The organism is Allobosea sp. TBD101, from assembly GCF_059817965.1.
The window spans coordinates 3,983,151-4,004,454 of sequence record NZ_CM187543.1 but is presented as its reverse complement, the minus strand read 5'-3'; the positions used below and the strand labels follow the sequence as shown (position 1 = coordinate 4,004,454).

20 protein-coding genes are annotated in these 21,304 nt (G+C 66.5%); 11 read left to right on the top strand and 9 right to left on the bottom strand.

Annotated elements, in window-relative coordinates; genetic code table 11:
• Window positions 1-98 precede the first annotated feature (98 nt).
• From AC6RIC_RS19480 to AC6RIC_RS19450, 7 genes are all read left to right on the top strand, one after another.
• The gene (locus tag AC6RIC_RS19480) at window positions 99-1,040 is read left to right on the top strand and encodes an ABC transporter permease (RefSeq protein WP_454657744.1); all 942 of its coding nucleotides are present in this window, start codon (window positions 99-101) and stop codon (window positions 1,038-1,040) included.
• A 50-nt stretch (window positions 1,041-1,090) separates the two neighbouring features.
• Complete coding sequence (locus AC6RIC_RS19475; protein ID WP_454659022.1) at window positions 1,091-1,933, top strand: ABC transporter permease; 843 nt, start codon at window positions 1,091-1,093, stop codon at window positions 1,931-1,933.
• A 113-nt stretch (window positions 1,934-2,046) separates the two neighbouring features.
• Window positions 2,047-2,982, top strand: coding sequence for an N-carbamoyl-D-amino-acid hydrolase (locus tag AC6RIC_RS19470; RefSeq protein ID WP_454657743.1), 936 nt, complete (start codon window positions 2,047-2,049; stop codon window positions 2,980-2,982).
• A 22-nt stretch (window positions 2,983-3,004) separates the two neighbouring features.
• Entirely contained in the window at window positions 3,005-4,168 is a 1,164-nt protein-coding gene (locus AC6RIC_RS19465; RefSeq protein ID WP_499733553.1) for an amidohydrolase/deacetylase family metallohydrolase, read from the top strand.
• A gap of 6 nt (window positions 4,169-4,174) precedes the next feature.
• Window positions 4,175-4,684 (top strand): GNAT family N-acetyltransferase, encoded by a 510-nt coding sequence (locus tag AC6RIC_RS19460; protein ID WP_454657741.1) that lies wholly within the window; start codon window positions 4,175-4,177, stop codon window positions 4,682-4,684.
• 49 nt (window positions 4,685-4,733) lie between these two features.
• Window positions 4,734-5,192 carry a RidA family protein gene (locus AC6RIC_RS19455; protein WP_454657740.1) on the top strand — a complete coding sequence of 153 codons (459 nt, stop codon included), beginning with the start codon at window positions 4,734-4,736 and terminating at the stop codon, window positions 5,190-5,192.
• A complete protein-coding gene (locus AC6RIC_RS19450; RefSeq protein ID WP_499733552.1) occupies window positions 5,189-6,310 on the top strand; it encodes an alanine racemase in 1,122 nt (373 codons plus the stop codon). Before AC6RIC_RS19455 ends, AC6RIC_RS19450 begins: the two co-directional genes overlap by 4 nt.
• 109 nt (window positions 6,311-6,419) lie before the next feature.
• On the opposite strand, the gene AC6RIC_RS19445 is transcribed toward AC6RIC_RS19450, so the two are convergent.
• From AC6RIC_RS19445 to AC6RIC_RS19420, 6 genes are all read right to left on the bottom strand, one after another.
• Window positions 6,420-7,034: a hypothetical protein gene (locus tag AC6RIC_RS19445; RefSeq protein ID WP_454657738.1), complete on the bottom strand. Its 615-nt coding sequence runs from the start codon at window positions 7,032-7,034 to the stop codon at window positions 6,420-6,422.
• An 83-nt stretch (window positions 7,035-7,117) separates the two neighbouring features.
• On the bottom strand, window positions 7,118-7,846 hold the full coding sequence (locus AC6RIC_RS19440; protein ID WP_499733551.1) for a DUF1028 domain-containing protein: 729 nt from the start codon (window positions 7,844-7,846) through the stop codon (window positions 7,118-7,120).
• Between the two features lie 12 nt (window positions 7,847-7,858).
• Window positions 7,859-9,658 carry a gamma-glutamyltransferase family protein gene (locus AC6RIC_RS19435; RefSeq protein ID WP_499733550.1) on the bottom strand — a complete coding sequence of 600 codons (1,800 nt, stop codon included), beginning with the start codon at window positions 9,656-9,658 and terminating at the stop codon, window positions 7,859-7,861.
• Between the two features lie 17 nt (window positions 9,659-9,675).
• Window positions 9,676-10,557: an ABC transporter permease gene (locus AC6RIC_RS19430; protein ID WP_499733549.1), complete on the bottom strand. Its 882-nt coding sequence runs from the start codon at window positions 10,555-10,557 to the stop codon at window positions 9,676-9,678.
• Window positions 10,557-11,501, bottom strand: a complete 945-nt coding sequence (locus AC6RIC_RS19425) for an ABC transporter permease (protein ID WP_454657734.1) — start codon at window positions 11,499-11,501, stop codon at window positions 10,557-10,559. Before AC6RIC_RS19425 ends, AC6RIC_RS19430 begins: the two co-directional genes overlap by 1 nt.
• A 145-nt stretch (window positions 11,502-11,646) precedes the next feature.
• The gene (locus AC6RIC_RS19420) at window positions 11,647-13,152 is read right to left on the bottom strand and encodes an ABC transporter substrate-binding protein (protein ID WP_454657733.1); all 1,506 of its coding nucleotides are present in this window, start codon (window positions 13,150-13,152) and stop codon (window positions 11,647-11,649) included.
• Between the two features lie 295 nt (window positions 13,153-13,447).
• On the opposite strand from AC6RIC_RS19420, the gene otnK reads away from it, so the two are divergent.
• The 3 genes from otnK (at window position 13,448) to AC6RIC_RS19405 (ending at window position 17,826) form a co-directional block, all read left to right on the top strand.
• On the top strand, window positions 13,448-14,719 hold the full coding sequence (gene otnK, locus AC6RIC_RS19415; protein WP_499733548.1) for a 3-oxo-tetronate kinase: 1,272 nt from the start codon (window positions 13,448-13,450) through the stop codon (window positions 14,717-14,719).
• 58 nt (window positions 14,720-14,777) lie between these two features.
• A complete protein-coding gene (locus tag AC6RIC_RS19410; protein WP_499733547.1) occupies window positions 14,778-16,112 on the top strand; it encodes a malonyl-CoA decarboxylase in 1,335 nt (444 codons plus the stop codon).
• Between the two features lie 220 nt (window positions 16,113-16,332).
• Entirely contained in the window at window positions 16,333-17,826 is a 1,494-nt protein-coding gene (locus tag AC6RIC_RS19405) for a malonate--CoA ligase (RefSeq protein WP_499736632.1), read from the top strand.
• A 143-nt stretch (window positions 17,827-17,969) separates the two neighbouring features.
• Here the strand turns inward: AC6RIC_RS19405 and AC6RIC_RS19400 are convergent, their stop codons facing one another.
• Together AC6RIC_RS19400 and AC6RIC_RS19395 are read right to left on the bottom strand one after the other, a co-directional pair.
• Entirely contained in the window at window positions 17,970-18,734 is a 765-nt protein-coding gene (locus AC6RIC_RS19400) for an MBL fold metallo-hydrolase (RefSeq protein ID WP_454657729.1), read from the bottom strand.
• A gap of 393 nt (window positions 18,735-19,127) precedes the next feature.
• Window positions 19,128-19,721, bottom strand: a complete 594-nt coding sequence (locus AC6RIC_RS19395) for an NADPH-dependent FMN reductase (protein WP_499733546.1) — start codon at window positions 19,719-19,721, stop codon at window positions 19,128-19,130.
• A gap of 77 nt (window positions 19,722-19,798) precedes the next feature.
• On the opposite strand from AC6RIC_RS19395, the gene soxR reads away from it, so the two are divergent.
• Window positions 19,799-20,254, top strand: a complete 456-nt coding sequence (gene soxR, locus AC6RIC_RS19390; RefSeq protein WP_454657727.1) for a redox-sensitive transcriptional activator SoxR — start codon at window positions 19,799-19,801, stop codon at window positions 20,252-20,254.
• A 157-nt stretch (window positions 20,255-20,411) separates the two neighbouring features.
• Here the strand turns inward: soxR and AC6RIC_RS19385 are convergent, their stop codons facing one another.
• Window positions 20,412-21,212: a creatininase family protein gene (locus AC6RIC_RS19385; RefSeq protein WP_499733545.1), complete on the bottom strand. Its 801-nt coding sequence runs from the start codon at window positions 21,210-21,212 to the stop codon at window positions 20,412-20,414.
• Between the last annotated feature and the right edge of the window lie 92 nt (window positions 21,213-21,304).

Here is a 21,304-nt window from a genome sequence, read left to right as displayed (position 1 = left end):
GCGGAGTCCGCTCGGCTCTGCTGCCTCGCTTCGTCGCGACCTGGAAGAAGTCCGGGCCGCGGCTCCTGGATTCGCCGTGAACGAGGTCCGACTGCCCTATGCTTGCTTTCGTCGTCAGGCGCATCGTCACGACCATCCCCGTGATGGCCTTCGTGGCGCTGTTCGTCTTTTCGTTGCTCTATGTCGCGCCCGGCGATCCCGCCGCCATCATCGCCGGTGACCAGGCGTCGCCGGCCGATGTCGAGCGCATCCGCGCCAGCCTCGGCCTGGACCGACCCTATCTGGTCCGTTTCGCCGAATGGTCCTTCCGCGTGATCCAGGGCGATCTCGGCACCTCGATCTTCACCAACCTCCCGGTGACGCAGCTCATCGCGCAGCGCATCGAGCCGACGCTCTCCCTGATGGTGTTGACGCTGATCTTCGCCGTCGTGGTCGCGGTGCCGATGGGCGTGGTCGCGGCCTGGAAGGCCGGAAGCTGGGTCGACAAGGCGGCGATGGGCTTCGCCGTGCTCGGCTTCTCGGTGCCGGTCTTCGTCGTCGGCTACCTGCTCGCCTATTTCTTCGCGCTCAAGCTCGACTGGCTGCCGGTGCAGGGCTACACGCCGTTCTCGCAGGGCTTCTGGCCCTGGCTCAGGAACCTGATCCTGCCGGCCGTCACGCTCGGTCTCGTCTACATCGCGCTGATCGCGCGCATCACCCGCGCGACCATGCTCGAGGTGCTGCAGCAGGACTATGTCCGCACCGCCCAGGCCAAGGGCGTGACGCAGAAGGACGTGCTCTTCCTGCATTCGCTGAAGAACGCCGCGGTGCCGATCGTCACCATCATCGGCATCGGCATCGCGCTCTTGATCGGCGGCGCCGTCGTCACCGAGAGCGTCTTCGCCATTCCCGGCCTCGGCCGGCTCACGGTCGATGCCATCCTGCGGCGCGACTACCCCGTCATCCAGGGCGTCGTGCTCATGTTCAGCCTGGTCTACGTGCTCGTGAACCTGCTGATCGACCTGACCTATACCCTCGTCGACCCGAGGATCCGCTATTGACCGCTTCATCGACCCTCGCGGCGCCTGCCGCCGAACCGGCAAAGGCTGAACTGAGCCGCGCCGCCCGCTTCCGCCGCTATCTGCGTCGCCATCCTTCGGTGGCGATCGGCGGCGGGCTCCTGATCCTGATGGCGCTGATCGGCATTTTCGCGCCGCTGCTCTGGACCACCGACCCGACCGCGATCGCGCCGTCGCGGCGTACCCGCGTACCGTCCGAGCTCTACTGGTTCGGCACCGACATGCTCGGCCGCGACGTCTATTCGCGCGTGGTTTACGGCGCTCGCGTGTCGCTGCTCGTGGGCTTCAGCGTCGCGGTCCTGTCCTCGATCATCGGGCTCACCATCGGCCTCTTCGCCGGCTTCGTGCGCTGGGCCGACGGCATCATCATGCGCATCATCGACGGCATGATGTCGATCCCGCCGATCCTGCTCGCCATCGCCCTGATGGCGCTCACGCGCGGCTCGATCCAGAACGTGATCATCGCCATCACCGTCGCCGAGATTCCGCGCGTGGCGCGCCTCGTGCGCGGCGTCGTGCTGTCCTTGCGCGAGCAGCCCTATGTCGAGGCGGCGGTGGCCAACGGTGCGCGCGTGCCGCGTATCATCTGGCGCCATATCCTGCCCAACACCTTCGCACCGATGAGCGTCCAGGCGACCTATATCTGCGCCAGCGCCATGATCGTCGAGGCGATCCTGTCCTTCATCGGCGCGGGCGTGCCGCCGGCGACGCCATCCTGGGGCAACATCATGGCCGAGGGCAGAGCGCTCTGGCAGGTTCGGCCGCACATCATCCTGTTCCCGGCCGTGTTCCTCTCGATCACCGTGCTTGCGGTGAACCTGCTCGGCGACGGCCTGCGCGACTCGCTCGATCCGCGGCTCGCCAAGACTCTCTGAGGGCCTGCCCCGCAGCTGGGACAACCCACGCCCCGCATTGCCGGCGCTTGACGCGCCGGCTCAGTGCTTGAAAGCCTTGCCCTTGAGGGTGAACCTCATCCGGAGCCTATGACGTGACCCGAATCCTGACCGTCGCCGCCGCCCAGCTCGGCCCCATCCAGCGCGATGAGAGCCGCGCCTCGGCGGTTGCCCGCATGATCGAGCTGATGCGGCAGGCGAAGAGCCACGGCGCCGATCTCGTCGTCTACCCGGAAGCTGCGCTCACCGCCTTCTTCCCGCATTGGTGGATCGACGACGAAGCCGAGATCGACAGCCATTTCGAAAGCGCCATGCCCTCGAATGAGACGGCGCCGCTCTTCGAGGAGAGCAAGCGCCTCGGCATCGGCTTCCACCTCGGCTATTGCGAGCTCGCCTTCGAGCAGGGCCGCAAGCGCCGCTTCAACACCGCGATCCTCGTCGACAAGTCGGGCGCGATCGTCGGCAAGTACCGCAAAATCCATCTGCCGGGCCATCCGGAGCACCGCCCCGCCGCGCCCTTCCAGAACCTGGAGAAGCGCTATTTCGAGACCGGCGAGCTCGGCTGGCCGGTCTGGCGGACGATGGACGCCAATATCGGCATGATGATCTGCAACGACCGCCGCTGGCCGGAGAGCTATCGCTCGATGGGCCTGCAGGACGTCGAACTGATCGTGCTCGGCTACAACACGCCCAAGCACAACCCGCCGGCGCCGGACCATGACCGGCTCGGCAACTTCCACAATCAGCTCGTGATGCAGGCGGGCGCCTACCAGAACGCCACCTGGGTCGTCGGCGTCGCCAAGGCGGGGCTGGAGGCCGGCGTCGACCAGATCGGCGGCTCCTGCATCATCGCGCCGACCGGCGAAGTGGTGGCGCAGGCCGTGACCGAGGGCGATGAACTCGTCGTCGCCCGTTGCGACATGGACCTCGGCAAGAGCTACAAGGCCTCGACCTTCAATTTCGCCCGGCATCGCGAGCCTCAGGCCTACGGCCTGATCGTCGAGCGCAAGGGCGCCGTCTCCCCGATTTGATCAGCCTCCAGAGGACAAAAAAGTGACCCACGATCTCATCCTGAAGGGCGGTCGCGTCATCGACCCCTCCCAGAAGCATGACGGCATCCTCGATGTCGCCTTCACGGACGGCAAGGTGTCCGGCTTCGGCAAGGACCTGAAGGGCGCCAAGGAGATCCGCGACGTCTCCGGCTACATCGTCTCGCCCGGCCTGATCGACCTGCACACCCATGTCTACTGGGGCGGCACCTCGCTCGGCATCGACGCCGACGAGTTCTGCCGGCTCTCCGGTGTCACCACCTCGGTCGATACCGGCTCGGCCGGCCCCGGCAACTGGCCGGGCTTCCGCAAGCATGTCATCGAGCAGAGCCAGGCCCGCATCCTCGCCTATCTCCACGTCTCGCATGCCGGCATCTACGGCTTCGACCACCGCGTCATGGTCGGCGAGAGCGGCGACCTGCGCCTGATGAACCCTATCGACTGCGCCGAGGTCGCCGACAAGAACCGCGACCTGATCGTCGGCATCAAGGTCCGCGTCGGCCTGCATGCTTCCGGTACGTCCGGCACCGTGCCGCTGAACATCGCGCTGCAGGTCGCCAACGAGGTCGGCATGCCCTTGATGTGCCATATCGACCATCCGCCGCCGTCCTATGAGGAAGTCATCGGCATGCTGCGGCCGGGCGACGTGCTGACCCACGCCTTCCGCCCCTTCCCGAACGCGCCCGCGACTGCGCAGGGCACGGTGAAGCCCGAGGTGCTGGCCGCCCGCAAGCGCGGCGTCATCTTCGATATCGGCCACGGCAAGGGCTCGTTCTCGTTCAAGACCACCCGCGCCATGCTCGCCAATGGCTTCGAGCCGGACGTGATCTCGTCTGACGTGCACAAGCTCTGCATCGACGGCCCGGCCTATGACCAGGTCACCACGATGTCGAAATTCCTCTGCATGGGCATGACCCTGAACAATGTCATCGCGGCCTCGACCGTGAATGCCGCCATGGCGCTGAAGCGCCCGGAATACGGTTCGCTCAAGGTCGGTTCGCTCGGCGACGCGACGATCCTGACGGTCAAGGAAGGTAAGTTCGACTATGTTGACGTCGTCGGCGAGCACCTGATCGGCGACCGCAAGATCGCCTCCGAGGGCGTCGTGCTCAAGGGCAAGTGGTGGCACCCGAAGCGGACCAGCAAATTCCCGAAGGTCGCGGCGTAAGCGTTCATGTCCAGTGAAACGGGTTGGCGCCGCATGGCGCCGGCCGACCTGACGGCCGTGATGGCGATCGCGGCCGTCGTGCACCCGGATTATCCCGAGGACGAGGCGGTCTTCGCCGAGCGGCTGCGCCTGGCGCCGGAGGGCTGCCATGTGCTGGCCGGCGAAGATGGCGCGTTGCACGGATATCTCGTCAGCCATCCCTGGCCGGCGGGTACGGTCCCGGCCCTGAATTCCCTGCTCGGCGCCATCCCGGACGATGTCGCGAACTGGTATCTTCACGATCTCGCCTTGCTGCCGGCCGGGCGTGGCAGCGGGGCGGCGGGCGCGATCGTCACCGAGATCGCCCGTCATGCCGCCGAAACCGGGCATACGAGCCTGGCGCTGGTCGCAGTCAACGATTCGACCGGCTTCTGGCGGCGGCAAGGCTTTCGCGAGGTGCATGACCCCGCGCTTGATCGCAAGCTTGCGAGCTATGACGATGCGGCCCGCTATATGCGCCGTGAACTGACGAACTGAGACAGGCCGGTGCGACAGATGCCGGCTGGACTTTGAGGAGAGGAACGCCATGAGCGCCGAAGACAAGCTGAAGGAGCTGGGGCTGACCCTGCCAGACGTGCCGACGCCGGTCGCGACCTATGTCAGCTTCAAGCAGGTCGGCGATATGGTCTATCTCTCGGGCCAGGGGCCGAAGCGGGCCGACGGCACCTATCCGACCGGAAAGGTCGGCGCCGATGTCACGGTCGAGCAGGCTTATGAGCACGCCAAGCAGACCGGCCTCGGGCTGCTCGCGGCGATGAAGAAGGCGGTCGGCTCCCTCGACAAGGTCGAGGTGGTCAAGCTGCTCGGCATGGTCAATGCGGTGCCGGATTTCTCGGATCATCCCAAGGTCATCAATGGCTGCTCGGACCTGTTCGTCGCCGTGCTCGGCGATCGCGGCCGCCATGCCCGCTCGGCCGTCGGCATGGGCTCGCTGCCGAACCGCATGACCGTCGAGATCGAGGTCATCGTGAAGGTGCACCCATGAGCGTCACCGCGACCACCTCCCGCGCCGTCGACCAGCCGGCCGCTACCCCGCTTGCCGCCGAGATCGCCCGCGTCTACGGCACGCCCGCCGTGGTGATCGATCTCGACAAGGTCGATGCCAATATCGCCCGCCTCCAGGCCACTTGCGACGCCGCCGGTCTCGCCAACCGCCCGCATATCAAGACGCACAAGTCGCCCGAGCTGGCCCGCCTCCAGATCGAGGCCGGCGCACGCGGCATTACCTGCCAGAAACTCGGCGAGGCCGAGGTCATGGCCGATGGCGGCATCGACGACATCCTGATCAGCTACAACATCATCGGCGAAGAAAAGCTGGGGCGTCTGGGAGCCCTGCAAAGACGCGTCCGCATGATCGTCGCTGCCGACAACCCCGTCACCATCTCCGGCCTGCCGCGCGCGGCCGAGATCGCCGGCCGCGACCTGGAAGTGGTCATCGAATGCGATACCGGCCGCAAGCGCGCCGGCGTCGAGACCCCCGGCGAGGCGGTGGAGCTCGCCAAGATGGTCGCGGCTTCGCCCGGCCTGCGCTTCGCCGGCTTCCTGATGTACCCGCCGGAGGACGGCTGGGACCGCACGCAGGTCTTCCTCGACACGGCCAATGCGGGCCTGCGCGATGCCGGCCTCAAGGCCGACATCGTCTCGACCGGTGGTTCGCCCAATCTGCCCCATATCGGCAAGCTGAAGGGCTCGACCGAGCACCGCTCGGGCACCTCGATCTTCAACGACCGCATGCAGATCGCGGCCGGCGTGGCGACGCTCGAGGATTGCGCGCTCATGGTCTACGCGACGGTGGTGAGCCGGGCCGGCGCGGACCGCGGCATCCTCGATTCAGGCTCGAAGACGCTGACCAGCGACAAGGGCAATCTCGACGGCCACGGCTATATCCTCGAATACCCGGCCGCGCGGATCGCGCAGTTCGCCGAGGAACACGGCTTCCTCGACCTCTCGGCCTCGAACAAGCGCCCGCTGGTCGGCGAGGTCGTGCGTGTGGTGCCGAACCATGTCTGCGTCGTCGTCAACATGGTCGACCGTCTGATCACCGTGCGCGGCGACAAGCTGATCGGTGAACTGCCGGTCGCGGCCCGTGGACGCCTGACCTGAGCCCATCCGTCATGGTCGGGCTTGTCCCGACCATCCACGTCTTCGCTGGTCGAAGGCCGTGATCAAGGACGTGGATGCTCGCCACAAGGGCGAGCATGACGGGCGCGTTTCAATTCTGCAGGACCTTCGATCCCTTGATCGTGACATTGCCGGACGCCTTGGCTTCGAGGCGTCCGGACGCGTTGAGCGCGATATCTCGCCCTTGCAGCTGGACGCTGCCGTCTTTCTTCATGCTCAGCCTGGCATCGCCGCTTTTCAGTGAAGCGGCGTCCGCGCTTTCGATCGCAAGCGTCTTGCCGACATGGACGGCCATGTCCTTCCCGATGCTCATCGCCATGTCCTTGCCGGCCGTGATGGCGAAGTTTTGCCCGCTATCGATATCGCAGCCCACCGCCGCGCTCACGTTGAAGCTCCGTGTTTCGAACGACGCTTCATGACCGCTGCTGACGCGCAGGCGGTTGCCGATGACCATGGTGGCATTGGCGCCTGAGGTCACGGAAAGATTGACCCCGGCCGTCATTGCCATCACCCCGCCCGCGGTCAGGGTCATCACGCTGCCGGCGGTGAAAGCAATGCCCATCCCGCAATTGACGGTCAGCGAACCCGGCGCGTTGATGACGACATTGCCGCCGCGATCCGCCGAAATCGCTTGCAGCAGCGCTGCGACCTGCGCCTCCAGCGTGGCGATGCGCTTCTGGAGGGCTTCGGTATCCGGATCGGCCATCGCATTCTCCGCTCGTCGGCATGACAGAATGACGAAGCGTCAGCCTATCACGCGCCGGGCGCCGCGAGAATGCCGGGCACTGATCAGCTTTCCGGGTGCCGGGCGTTCCAGGTGGCAGCGTATTCCGTGCAGAGCCGGTCGAGCTCGGCGCGGTCGGTGACGCCGGCTGGGCGGCCGCGCGAGGGCGAAGCCTGCTGGAACGGCACCGAGCGCTGATGCGCGACACGCCAGAGCCGCCGCAGCTCCTTCAACGGGTCGGCATGGTCGTCGACGCGGATGTCGAGGCTGGGCACGGGCTCGCCGCTCCAGACGCGGATCGCGGCGGATTGCTTGCCGCGCTTGTCACCGCCGGCCTTCTCGCCGGCCTCCAGCGCCACCAGCAAGCGCTCGTCGAAATCGAGCGCTGAGGCGGCGATGTAAGCCTTCAGCGTCTGCTGCACGACCTCGGGCCCGGCGAGCATGTTGCCGGCGACCGAGACCTGCGGTCCATCGACGGCACCGCACCAGTCGATGCAGGCCGTGCCCGTATGCGAGGCGGTCTTGCCGTCGCGGTCGATGACATGGAGCTGGCGATGGGCGCGGCCCTCGTCGGCTGCCGTCAGCGTCGCGATGATCTCGACCGCTGAACGGCCCTCCTGCAGGAGCCGAAGGCCGTCCACCCCGTAGAGCGGATTGACGAAGGCTTGCGTGGCGATCGCTCCGATCCGCCCGCCGCCATAGGGCACGCGGGCACCGACGGCGAAGGCGCAGGTCGAGACGGCGACGCCATAGGCGCCGGTAGCGGCGTCGCGGGCGACGATGGACCAGGTCATGTAGTCAGCTCCTCATCGCCCCGCAGCATAGGCCTGCATCAGACGCGGCGTCGCGGCGGCGCGCAAGAGGCCGTCATCGCCGCGTTCTGCCGCAGTCAGCCGCCCGACCGTCCAGGCCGGGGCCTTCTCCACGGCATGGCCCCTGCGCTCCAGCTCGGCGAGGGCCGCAGTGCCGATGCTCTCCTCGATCATCATATGGCCCGGCCGCGACGAGCGCGGGTAGAAGGAGGAGGGGAAATGCTGCGTGTGGAACAGCGGCAGGTCGATCGCTTCCTGCAGGTTGAGGCCGTGATGCACGCGGCGCAGGAACAGGCCGAGCTGCCACTGCTCCTGCTGGTCGCCGCCCGGCGTGCCAAAGGCGAGACGGGGCTTGCCGTGCTCGAAGGCGATCGAGGGCGTCAGCGTCGTGCGCGGCCGCTTGCCGGGCGCGAGCGAGGAGGGCAGGCCTTCTTCCAGCCAGAACATCTGGGCGCGGGAATTGAGCGGGAAGCCGAGCTCCGGGATGACCGGCGAGGATTGCAGCCAGCCGCCCGAAGGCGTCGCCGCGATCATGTTGCCCCATTTGTCGATGACGTCGATATGGACGGTGTCGCCCTTGCGCCCGGCCGCGACCATCGAGGCCATCGTCGGCTCGCCGACGCTGGCACCACCCTGGGTCGGCTGCGCGATGGCGCCGAGCGCCTTCATCGCATGCGCGACCTGCGCCTCGTAGCCGGAGACGACGCCCGGCCGCAGCTCCAGCGAGGCGCGCTCGCCGATCAGCCCGCGCCGCCCGGCCGCGTAATCCTCGGAGAGCAGCGTCGCCAGCGGCACCTTCACGAAATCCGGGTCGCCGTAATAGGCCTCGCGATCGGCGAAGGCGAGCTTCATCGCCTCGACGACATGGTGGACGAACTCGGGGCTGGCCGGCCCCATCCCGGCGAGATCGACGCCCTCCAGGATCTTCAGCGTCTGCAGGAAGGCCGGGCCCTGGCCCCAGGGCCCGATCTTGAAGACCTCCCAGCCGTGATAGGTCACCGAGGTCGGCGTCTCATAGGTCGGCTTGTAGTTCGCCATGTCCTGCGCGGTCAGCAGGCCCTTGTTGCGGCGGCCGGAGGAATCCATCACCTCCTGCGTGCGGCAGAAGCGATCCATCGCCTCGGCGACGAAGCCCTTGTACCAGGCGTCATAGGCGCCCTGGATCTGCTCCTGGCGGTCGCTGCCCTTGGCTTCCGCCTCGGCGAGGATGCGCTTGTAGGTCTCGGCCGCGGCCTTGTTGGCGAAGAGCTTGCGCGCCTCCGGAACATTGCCGCCCGGCAGGTAGACGTCGCCCGATGTCGCCCACTCGTTGCTGAAGAGGTCGGTCAGCTCGCGGATCGAATCCGAGACGCGCGGCAGCATCGGATGGCCGTTCTCGAAATAGCCGATCGCGGGTTCGAGAACGTCGCGCAGCTTCAGCCGGCCATGGTCGCGCAGCAGCGTCATCCAGCCGCCGAAGGCGCCGGGGATGACGGTGGCGAGCAGGCCGGAACCGGGGATCAGGTCGAGGCCGAGCGCCTTGTAGGCCGCGATGGTCGCGGCCTGCGGGGCGGGACCCTGTGCGCAGAGCGTCTCGACCTTCCCGGTTTCAGCCGAATAGAACACGGCGGGCATGTCGCCGGCCGGACCGACGAGATGCGGCTCCACCACCTGCAGCACGAAGGCCGCGGCGGCGCAGGCGTCGAAGGCGTTGCCGCCCTTTTCCAGCATCGCCATGCCGGACGCGGTCGCGAGCCAGTGCGTCGAGGTGACGACACCGAAGGTGCCGAGGATTTCGGGGCGGGTGGTGAACATGGGCGTATCCCTGAAGCCTAGTTTTCTTTCGGGTCGAGCGCGTCGCGCAGGCCGTCGCCGAGCAGGTTGAAGCCGAGCACGGCGAGGAAAATGCAGATGCCCGGCGCCACCGACATCCACGGCGCCTGCTCCATGAAGTTCTTGGCGACGTTGAGCATCTGCCCCCAGGATGGCGCCGGCGGCTGCTGGCCGAGGCCGAGGAAGGAGAGGGCGGCCTCCAGGATGATCGCCTGCGCCATGAACAATGTCGATTGCACCACGATGGGGGACAGGGTGTTGGGCAGCACATGGCGGAACATCAATCGAAGGTCTCGTGCCCCGACCGCCCGCGCACCCTCGACGAAATCCTCCGCTTTCACGCTCATCACCTGGCCTCGGATCAGCCGGATGAAGATCGGTACCGCCGAGAGGCCGATCGCGATCATCGCATTGGTCAGCGACGGGCCGAGCACGGCGGCGAAGGCGATGGCGAGGATCAGGAACGGGCAGGCGAGCAGGGCCTCGGTAACGCGCGAGATCACGATGTCGATCCAGCCGCCATACCAGCCGGCGAGCAGGCCGAAGGGCAGGCCGATCGCCACCGCGATCAGGACCGAGACGATGCCGGCGAGCAGCGAAGCCTGCGCACCGAAGAACAATCGCGAGACCTGATCGCGCCCGAGCTCGTCCGTGCCGAACCAGTACAGTTCCGAGGGGGGCTTTCGGATGGCGAGGAAGTTCGACTTGAACGGGTCGGCCAATGGCAGCACCGGCGCCAGCACCGCCATCAGCAGGAAGACCAGCACGATGCTGCCGCCGATCAGCGCCGACCTGTTGCGGATCAGTCGGGCGAGCACGCCGGGGCGGGCGCTGACGCCGCTCGCGGCGCCTGTCGAGGAGATGGAATCGAGCGATGCCATCAGCCGGCCCTCAGACGCGGATTGACGAGGACGTAGAGGATATCGGCGATGAGGTTCATCAGGATGAAGCCGATGGCCGTGCACAGCACCACGCCCTGCACCACGCCATAGTCGCGGTTGAACACGGCATCGACGATCAGCTTGCCGAAGCCGGGGATGGTGAAGACCTGCTCGGTCAGCACCGCGCCCGCCAGCAATTCGCCGAAGAGCAGGGTCGTCAGGGTGATGATCGGCATCAGCGCGTTGCGCAGGGCATGGCGATGCACGACCGCATCTTCGTCGAGCCCCTTGGCGCGGGCGGTACGGACATAGTCCGAGCGCAGCACCTCCAGCATCGCCGAGCGGGTATGGCGCATCAGGAAGGCGGCGAGCCCGTTGCCGAGCACGAAGGCCGGCATGATCAGGCGCTTGATCGCCTCCCACGGGTGCTCGAAGATCGATTCATAGCCCGAGGCCGGCAGCCATTTCAGGTGCACCGAGACCAGCAGGATCAGCATGATCCCGAACCAGAAATTCGGGATCGACAGCCCCGACAGCGCGACCGCGCTGGCGGAGTAGTCGACCACCGTGCCCTTGCGCCGCGCCGCCAGGATGCCGATCGGGATGCCGATGCAGATCGCGACGAGGATCGAGGCCGTGGCGAGCTGGATCGTCACCGGCAGCTTCTGCAGGATCAGGTTGAGCACCGGCTCGCCCGTGCGCAGCGAGCGGCCGAAATCGCCCTGCACGACCTGTCCGAGCCAGGCGAAGAACTGGACGAAGATCGGATCGTCCATCCGGTAGATCTCGCGCAGCCGCGCGATCACCTCGGGGTCGCGTTCCTCGCCGGCGATGACGAGGAAGGGGTCGCCCGGCAGCGCGCGCTGCAGGGCGAAGACGAAGAGCGATACCAGGAACAGCGTCGGGATCGCGATCAGGATGCGGCGGAGGATCAGGGTGAACATGATGCGCTCGAACCTGCTCCGTCATCCCGGATGTAGCGAAGCGGAACTCCGGGATCCATTGTAGAGAACTGCGCTCTACGATGGATCCCGGGTCGACCTTCGGCCGCCCGGGATGACGGCGCGATTGTGAAGCCGAAAGCTCCCCTCACGAGCGCTTCATTCCCGCCAGCCGGATGATGCCGTCGGGATTGATCGCGAAGCCCTGCAGGTTGGAGCGCATCGCGAAGAACACAGTCTGGTTATAGAGATAAACGATCGGCAATTCGTCCTGCAGGATCTTCTGCGCGGCGTCGTAGCGCTTCTTGCGTTCGGCCGGCTCGTAGATCGTGCGGGCTTCGTCCAGCAACTTGTCCACCTCCGCATTGGCGTATTTGCCGTCGTTCTGGTTGCCCTTCGAATGCGCGAAGGGGTGGATGTTGCCGTCCGGGTCGATGCGGCCGGACCAGCCGACGCGGCTCATCTGGAACTTGCCCTGCTGCTGGTCGCGCAGCTGGCTGGCGAATTCGGTCGAGCGGATCTGGATGTCGATGCCGGCTTCCTGCGCCATCGCCTGGATCACCTGGCCGAGCTGGGCGTCGACCGGGTTGTTGGTGACGAAGAGTTCGACCGAGACCTTGGACTGTCCGGCTTCCTTGAGCAGCGCCTTGGCCTTGGCGAGATCGCGGGCGGGAACGGGCAGGTCGGCGCTGACGTAGAAATTGCCGGGGTTGAACGGCTGGTTCGACGGCGCATAGAGCCCCTCGAACACGACCTGGCTCAGCACCTTGCGATCGATCGACAGCGAGAGCGCCTGGCGCACGCGCTTGTCCTTGCCCATCGGCTGGTTGGCGGCCTCGCCATTGTTCGTGTTGATGGTGATGCCCTGGTAGCCGAGATTGGCGATGCTCTCGATCTTCAGGGACTTGTCCGATTGGGCCGATTTCACATCGGTCGGGGCCAGCCGCTCCAGCATGTCGAGCTCGCCCGAGCGCAGATTGGCGAGGCGAACCGTCGTGTCGGGGATCGAGCGATAGAGCACGCGGTCGAAATTGTACTTGTCGGCCTCCCAGTGCTCTTTGAATTTTTCGAGCACGATGCGGTCGTTCTGCACGCGCTCGACGAACTTGTAGGGGCCGGAGCAGACCGGCTTCGCCGCGACATCGCCCGAGAGGGTCTTGGGCGAGAGCATCATGCCGGCGCGGTCGGTGAGCTGCGAGAGTAGCGTCGCGTCCGGGCGCTTCAGCTTCAGCACCAGCGTGGTGGCATCGGGCGCCTCGACGCTCTCGACCGATGCAAGCTCGGCCCTGCGCAGCGAATCGGGCAGGGTGCGGGCGCGGTCGAGATTGGCCTTGGCGGCCTCGGCGTTGAAGGCCTCGCCATCGTGGAACTTCGCATCGCTGCGCAGCTTCATCGTCAGCGTCAGCCCATCGGCCGAGAAATTCCACTCCGTCGCCAGCCGCGGCACCAGCTTCAGCTCCGGCGTGATGTCGACCAGCCGGTCGCACAGCCCCATGAAAACGATGCGGCCGACGAAGGTGCGCGCCTTGTGCGGGTCCAGCATGTCGGGGTCTTCCTGCAGGCCGATGCGCAGGGTGGATGGCGACTGGGCCAGGGCCGGCAACGTCGCGAGTGCGAGCGCGGCAGCGGAGATCGCAACCTTCAAAAGCTTCATGATTTCCCCTCGTTCCGGACGGTTGTCGGCGAACGTTCCCGCCGCGTCGGCAGCGGGTCGTCCTGCTCAATTCGTTCCTTGTGGCACTAACCTGACTCAGAACGAGGCCGGCGTCGATGATGCGCCGCATCAATTCGCAGGCAGCGCTGCCTGCCCTGTGGGCAGGCGCGGCCTGGCGGTAAGCGGGTTCCATGTCCGGGGCGGACATGCACGATGCGGCGATGGCGGTCGCCACCCCTTTCGGCAGGGGCTAGAACGGCGATCGCAAGGCAAGGCCCGCGTGGGGCAGGGGAGAATGAGCATGCTGCTGGGCGTGATCGCCGACGACATGACGGGTGCGACCGATGTCGCGCTGATGCTGAACCGGGCGGGCATGCGCACCGTTCAGGTCATCGGCGTGCCTCCGGCCGGCTCCGCCCTGCCTGAGGCCGATGCCGTCGTCGTCGCGCTGAAATCGCGGACCAACCCGGTCGCCGATGCCGTCGCGGATTCGCTCGCCGCCTGCGAGGCGCTGCTCAAGGGCGGCGCGCGCCAGATTCTGTTCAAATACTGCTCGACCTTCGATTCGACGGCCGAGGGCAATATCGGGCCGGTGGCGAATGCTCTGGCGGAGCGGCTGGGCGCCAAGCTCGCCATCGTCTGCCCGGCTTTCCCGGCGAATGGCCGCTCGATCTATCAGGGCTATCTCTTCGTCGGGGCCGTGCCGCTGCATGAAAGCTCGATGAAGGACCACCCGCTGACGCCGATGCGGGATTCCAGCCTGATGCGATTGATGTCGGCACAGGCGAAGACCGAGACCGGCCTCGTCGACTACGCCACCGTGCTCGCCGGTCCGGCCGCCGTGAAGGCGCGCCTCGCGAAGTTGCAGGCCGACGGCATCCGCTATGCCGTCACCGACGCGCTGACAAATGAGGACCTGATGACGCTCGGCCATGCCGTGTCCGAGCATGTCCTGCTGACCGGAGGCTCGGGCATCGCCATGGGCCTGCCGCAGAATTTCCGCCGCGCCGGGCTTCTGCCGGAGCGTCCCGGCCCGCAGGATCTGAAGGCGCCGGCCGGTCGCGCCGGCATCATCTCCGGCAGCTGCTCGACCGCGACGCGCGGCCAGATCAAGGCGGCGCTGGAGGCAGGCTATCCCGCGCTCAAGGTCGATCCGCTGGCGCTGGCCGATGGCAGCCAGGACGCCGCCGGCCTTGCCGCATGGGCCTTGGCGCAGCCGGCCGACAAGCCGTTCCTCGTCTACTCCAGCGACGATCCGTCGGAGGTCGCGGCCGTGCAGGACAAGCTCGGCCGCGATAGGGCTGGAGCCATCGTCGAGGAGGCCTTTGCCGAACTGGCGCGCCGGCTTTCCGAGGGCGGCGTGACGCGGCTTCTCGTCGCTGGCGGCGAGACTTCAGGCGCGACTGTGCTGGGCTTGAGTATCCGCACGCTGGAGATTGGCCCCGAAATCGACCCCGGCGTGCCCTGGACCCGCGTCGTCGACGGGCCGGAGATGGTCGTCGCGCTGAAGTCCGGCAATTTCGGCACGCCGGATTTCTTCCTGAAGGCCTGGAGCCTGCTGCGCTGATGCCCGATTTGCCTGCGCTGAATCTCGTATAGGATCAGCCTGCGAACTGGGAGCCGGCATGGACATGGCATTTCTGGGCGAACTTCTGACCAGCGTGGCGGATCGCGGCCGCGCGCTGATCGGCTTCGAGCGTTTCCTGGGGAGCCGCTCGCGCCCGATCGACAAGCTCTGCGAGGACCTGCTCTCCGGCCGCGGCGAGGCCTCGGGCATGGCGCTGGCGCAAGCTGTGCTGGAAGCCTGGCAGGGGCTCGACAAGCCCGGTCGGCTCGCCTTCTTCAATATGCTGCAGGAGCGCTTCGGCCCCGATCACGACCGCCTCGATGCGGCGATCGAGGCCTATCGCGCCAAGCCGGATGCCGCGACGATCTCGGCGCTTCATCTCGCGGCCGAGCCGCGGCGGCAGGAGCTGTTGCGCCGCCTCAACCTCGCGCCCGAAGGCACGCATGTGCTGGTGCGCATGCGCGAGGCGCTGTTCGAGGCCATGGCGGCGGAGCCGGAGCTGAAGGGCATCGATGACGATTTCCGCCATCTCTTCGGCTCCTGGTTCAACCGCGGCTTCCTTGTCCTGCGTCGCATCGACTGGCGCACGCCCGCCAACGTGCTGGAGAAGATCATCCGCTACGAGGCGGTGCACGAAATCCAGGGCTGGGACGATCTGAGGCGCCGGCTGGAGCCGGCGGACCGGCGCTGCTTCGCCTTCTTCCATCCGCAGCTCGTCGACGATCCCCTGATCTTCGTCGAGGTCGCGCTGACCGGCGGTATCCCGCGCAGCATCGGCGAGGTGCTGGAGCCCGAGCGCGCGATCCTGCCCGCGCAGCAGGCGACGACGGCGGTGTTCTACTCGATCTCGAACTGCCAGGAGGGTTTGCGCGGCATCTCCTTCGGCAATTTCCTGATCAAGCAGGTGGCCGAAGACCTGAAGCGCGAACTGCCGGGGCTCGATACCTTCGTCACGCTCTCGCCGGTGCCCGGCTTCGCGCGCTGGCTTGCCGATATTGCCAAGGAGCCCGGCGATCTCGTCCTCACCAATGAGGAGCGCTCAGAAATGGCCCGCCCGGCCGGCGAGACGATCTCGCTCGACGATGCCACGAAGGCGCGCCGCGACAAGCTGCTCGGCCAGATGATGGCGCAGTACATGCTGCGGGCACGCACCAGCTCGGGCCGCGTCATCGATCCCGTCGCTCGATTCCATCTTGGCAACGGCGCGCGGCTGGAGCGGATCAATGTCGGCGGCAATCTCTCGGCGCGGGGCCTGCGTGAGTCCCATGGCGTGATGGTCAATTACCGCTACGACCTCGACGACATCGAGACCAATCACGAGGCCTTCGCCACCCGCAACACGGTGGTGGCCTCCTCCGGCGTGCGCAAGCTGCTGCGCCCGGCGGCGAGTTGAGTGTTGTGCAAATCCCCTCAGCCCTCATCCTGAGGAGCCGCGACAGCGGCGTCTCGAAGGATGCTCCAGACGGTTCGGGAGCCTTTTGGAGCATCCTTCGAGACGCAGCCTCCGGCTGCTCCTCAGGATGAGGGCTGCATTGTAGACGACATCGATACGGAAACGCCTGAAAGGACCCGAAATCATGGGCAACCACCTCTTCGACCTGATCCGCTCGCGCATGCCGGCGCCCGACGCGCCCTTCGCGCTGCTCGATGACGGCCGGCGTTTCTCCTATGGCGACATGGTCGCGGTGTCCGCGCACTTCGCGAACGCCCTCGTCGGGCTTGGCGTGAAGCCGGGCGATCGCGTCGCCGTCCAGGTCGAGAAGAGCTTCGAGGCGCTGATGCTCTATCTCGGAACGGTCCGGGCGGGTGCGATCTTCCTGCCGCTTAACACCGCCTATACCCCGGCCGAGATCGAGTATTTCCTGGGCGATGCCGAGCCAGCCGTCTTCGTCTGCGATCCCGCCAAGGCTGAGGCCCTGCGTCCCTATGCCGAGAAGGCCGGCGCGAAGCTGGAGACACTCGGCATCGGCTCTGGGAGCCTGCTCGACAAGGCGAATGCGGCTCCGATGACTTTTGCCGACGTCGCGCGCGGGCCGGACGATCTCGCCGCGATCCTCTACACCTCCGGCACGACCGGCCGCTCCAAGGGCGCGATGCTCAGCCACGACAACCTGTCGTCCAATGCGCTGGCGCTGGTCGATTACTGGCGCTTCACGAAGGGCGACGTGCTGCTCCACGCCCTGCCGATCTTCCATACCCACGGCCTCTTCGTCGCGACGAACGTGATCCTCTTGTCCGGCGCCTCGATGATCCTGCTGCCCAAGTTCGATCCCGAGCAGGTCTTCAAATATCTGCCGCAGGCGACGAGCATGATGGGCGTGCCGACCTTCTATGTCCGCCTGCTGCAGGATGCCCGCCTGACCAAGGAGGCGACGAAGCACATGCGTCTCTTCGTCTCCGGCTCGGCGCCGCTGCTGGCCGAGACGCATCGCGAATGGCGCGAGAAGACCGGCCACGCCATCCTCGAGCGCTACGGCATGACCGAGACCAACATGAACACCTCGAACCCCTATGAGGGGGACCGGGTGGCCGGCACGGTCGGCTTCCCGCTGCCGGGGGTCTCGGCCCGCGTCACCGATCCCGAGACCGGTAAGGAGATCGCCCGCGACGAGATCGGCATGATCGAGGTCAAGGGCCCCAACGTCTTCAAGGGCTACTGGCGCAACCCGGAGAAGACCAAGGCCGAGTTCAGGGCCGACGGCTTCTTCATCACCGGCGACCTCGGCAAGATCGACCCGGCCGGCTACGTCCATATCGTCGGGCGCGGCAAGGACCTGATCATCACCGGCGGCTACAACGTCTACCCCAAGGAAGTCGAGACCGAGATCGACGAGATGCCGGGCGTGATCGAGAGCGCCGTCATCGGTTGCCCGCATCCCGATTTCGGCGAGGGCGTCACGGCCGTCGTGGTCTGCAAGCCCGGCGCCGATGTCACCGCGAAGGGCATCGCCGCGGCGCTGGAGCAGCGGCTTGCCAAGTTCAAGCAGCCGAAGCAGGTCTTCGTCGTAGCGGAACTGCCGCGCAACACCATGGGCAAGGTCCAGAAGAACCTGCTGCGCGAGCAGTACAAGGATATCTACGCCAAGCAGCTGAAGGCGGGTGAGTAAGCCTCTCTACCTTCATCGCGTGTCACCCCGGCCGGAGCGAAGCGAAGGGCCGGGATCCATGCCTGAACCTGTGCCGGAGGTGCTCCGGCATGGATCCCGGGTCTCCCTTTGGTCGCCCGGGATGACGGCGCGTTTGAGTGGGCTCACACCAGCGCCGGCACGCCGAGTTCGATCATTTCGCCATCGGCGGGGATGCGCAGGCGCCGCGTATCGACGCCGCGTTCCTTCGCCGCCTTGCGGAGAGCGGTGCGGCTGATTGTGGCGTGATCGAGCGCCTCCATATGCGTCGCGATCACGGTCGCCAGCGGAAAGGCCTCGGCGAGGTCGAGCGTCTGCTCATCGTCCATCACGATCAGCGTGTTGTCCCACATCGCCCCGCAGGAATGCGTGACGATCACGTCCGGCCCCGTCGCCGTCGCGGCATCGCGCAGCGGCGGATAGAGCACGCTGTCGCCGCACCAGTAGAGCGTCGGCTCGCCCGGCGCCTCGAAGCTCAGGCCCATCACCGGCCCCATCTTGTCGGCGACGGCCCCGGTTCCGTGCTGGGCCGGATGTCGCTTCAGGATGATCGGCCCCAACCTGACGTAGCAGTCGATCGCCGTGATTGAGGAGAAACCCGCCTGCGCGATCGCGGCCTCGTCGCCGGGCTGGCAGATGACGGGCAGGTCCTTTGGCAGGCTCTCCTTGGCGACCTCGTCGAAATGGTCGGCATGCAGGTGCGAGACGATCACCGTGTCGACGCCCGTGATGATGTCCTCGATCGGCTCGGGCAGCTCGACCATTGGGTTCTCCGAGCGCCCGGTGAAGGAACGGCGGCTATGGCGCGGGCCGAAATCCGGGTCGATCAGGAAAGTCCTGCCGCCATAGGTGAGCTTCAGCGTCGCGTTGCGGAGAAGTTTGAGCTTCATATCCGTCGGCTCCTCCTGCATCGGACCGAAGAATGGGGACCATTTTTCGAAAAAACCGATGCGGTAACAAAGAGTTAGATCGTCGCTTTGCGTCCGCGAGGACGCGCGATGATCTAGTCTCGGGAGGAGCATTGTTCCGCATCCCGCCACGAGGAGACCAGTTCGGATTTGTGAAGCTCTTTCCACGTTCGCGTGACGTATCAGCTTGGTTTGGAACGATCGCGAGCCCGTGTCCTGAGAGCTTGCTTTAAAATATGCGGGTCATCCCGGGTGACCGCAGGGAGACCCGGGATCCATTCCGGAACCTTTTTCGGACGGGCTCCGGAATGGATCCCGGATCTCCGCTTTGCTCCGTCCGGGATGACCGCGCTTTTGGCTTGATCAGACAGTCTGTCACGCCGCCGCGAACTGTCCGTAGGGCACGCTCTCGCGCGCCTTGCGCAGCGCGCTCGCCCACCAATGGAGCTGCGCCAGCATCGTCGCCATCGCCTGTTCCGCGCGGTCGGCATCGAGCAGGGTGCCCTCCGCATCGAAGCGGCTCCAGACATCGGCGAAGGCGACGCCGTCGCGGATCGGCGCGGCGTGCAGTTCCCCGAAGACGAGGCGCAATTGCTCGACGGCGCGCAGGCCCCCCGAGATGCCGCCATAGGAGACGAAGCCCACGGGCTTGCCGCGCCACTCCTGCCCGACGGCGTCGATCAGGAATTTCAGGATCGCCGGGTAGCCGCGGTTGTATTCCGGCGTCACGACGACGAAGCCGTCGGCCCAGCCGATGATGCTCCTGAGCTCTTCAAGCGCTGGGTGCTTGCCGCTGACATGGCGCGGCGGCAGGTCGATCTCGCCGGGGTCGACGACCGCGAGGTCGAAGGGGCCGTCGCCCGCGATCTGGGAGATCGCCCAGCCGGCGACCTTGTCGCAGAAGCGGCCTTCGCGGCTGCTGCCATAGATCAGGGCGAGCCTGATCCGCGTATCGACCTTCTGGTGCATGGAGGCGCTCCGGTTTGCATCACGGGAGCGCGGCTTATAGAACCTCAAGTAAGGTTAAGGTCAAGAGGCGTATTCCGATGTCCCAGCAGGCGCGTTTGCCGGGCGAACTCAGTGTCGGCGATGTCGCCCGCCGCAGCGGCCTTGCCGTCTCGGCATTGCATTTCTATGAGGCGGAAGGGCTGATCCGCAGCCATCGCACGCAGGGCAACCAGCGCCGCTATGCCCGCGAGGTGCTGCGCCGGGTCGCGATCATCAAGGTGGCGCAGCGCGCCGGCATTCCGCTGAAGACCATCCGCGAGGCCTTCAAGGCGCTGCCACAGGAGCGCACGCCGACCGTGGCGGACTGGACGCGGCTTTCATCCGCCTGGAAGCAGGAGCTGGAGCGCCGCATCGACCGGCTGACACGGTTGCGCGACCACCTGAACGGCTGCATCGGCTGCGGCTGTCTCTCGGTGCGGGATTGCCCGCTGCACAACCCGTTCGACCGCCTGGCCGAGGAGGGGCCGGGGCCGCGCCTCCTCGATCCCGAGTGAGGGGCGGGAGGGGAAATGTCGCTTGTTACAAGCGCACCGTCATCCCGGACAAGCTGCGCAGCAGCGCCGATCCGGGATCCATCGTAGGGCTCTGCGCTCTATGATGGATCCCGGGTCAAGCCCGGGATGACCCGGTGGGGTGGTCGAGCTCTATCGATCAATCCGCCTTGTAGAGCGTGTCGAGCGGCATGCGTGCGACATCGGCCATGAGCGCGACGAAGCCCTTCGCCTGCAATGCGGCCGTTGCCTTGCCTTTCTTGGCAGTCGCGAGGGTCGCGTCGCCTGCGGCACCGGCCCGGTTCACATCCTGCGCCATCCAGGCGAAGGCATGCGGACCGGTCGGGCGCAGGTGGGCATAGCCTTCCTCGGCCATGGTCACCGTATGCGGCTTGAACAGCGCGGCCTTGCTCATGTCGACGAGGTCGGGCCGGAAATGCAGCATCAGCGAGGTCTCGACATCGCCGCCATGAATGCCGTGGCGGACATCCAGCTCTCCATAGAGCCCTTCAGGCAGGCCGAAGGATGTCCAGGCGGTGCAGACGGCGAGCATGCCGTGGTCGACGCGCAGCTCCCGCGCCACGATCTTCATCGGATCGACATTGCCGCCATGCGAGGTGACCAGCACGAGCTTGCGCAGGCCCGCCCGCTTCACGCTCTCGCCGATCTCCAGCCAGGAGCGGATCGCGCACTCCCAGCCGATCGTCACGGTGCCCGGCGAATGCAGGTGCTCGTTCGACTTGCAGACGGCCTGCGTCGGCAGGACGAGAACGTCGAGATCGACTGGCACCAGCGGCATTGCCTCGGCCAGCATCCCGTTCATCACGGTGGTGTCGACCGAGACCGGCAGATGCGGGCCGTGCTGCTCGATCGCCGCCAGCGGCAGCACCGCGACGGTGCGGTCAGGCGAAAGCGTGGCGAAGTCGGAGCTCTTCAGGTCGCCCCAGAAACGTGCGGTCATGATCAGGCCTGTCAGGAGCCGGCTTGATCGCCTTGTTTCTGTGCAGAAACCCGACGGCCCGGCGTTGCATTGTCCCGTCGTCCTATCGCATG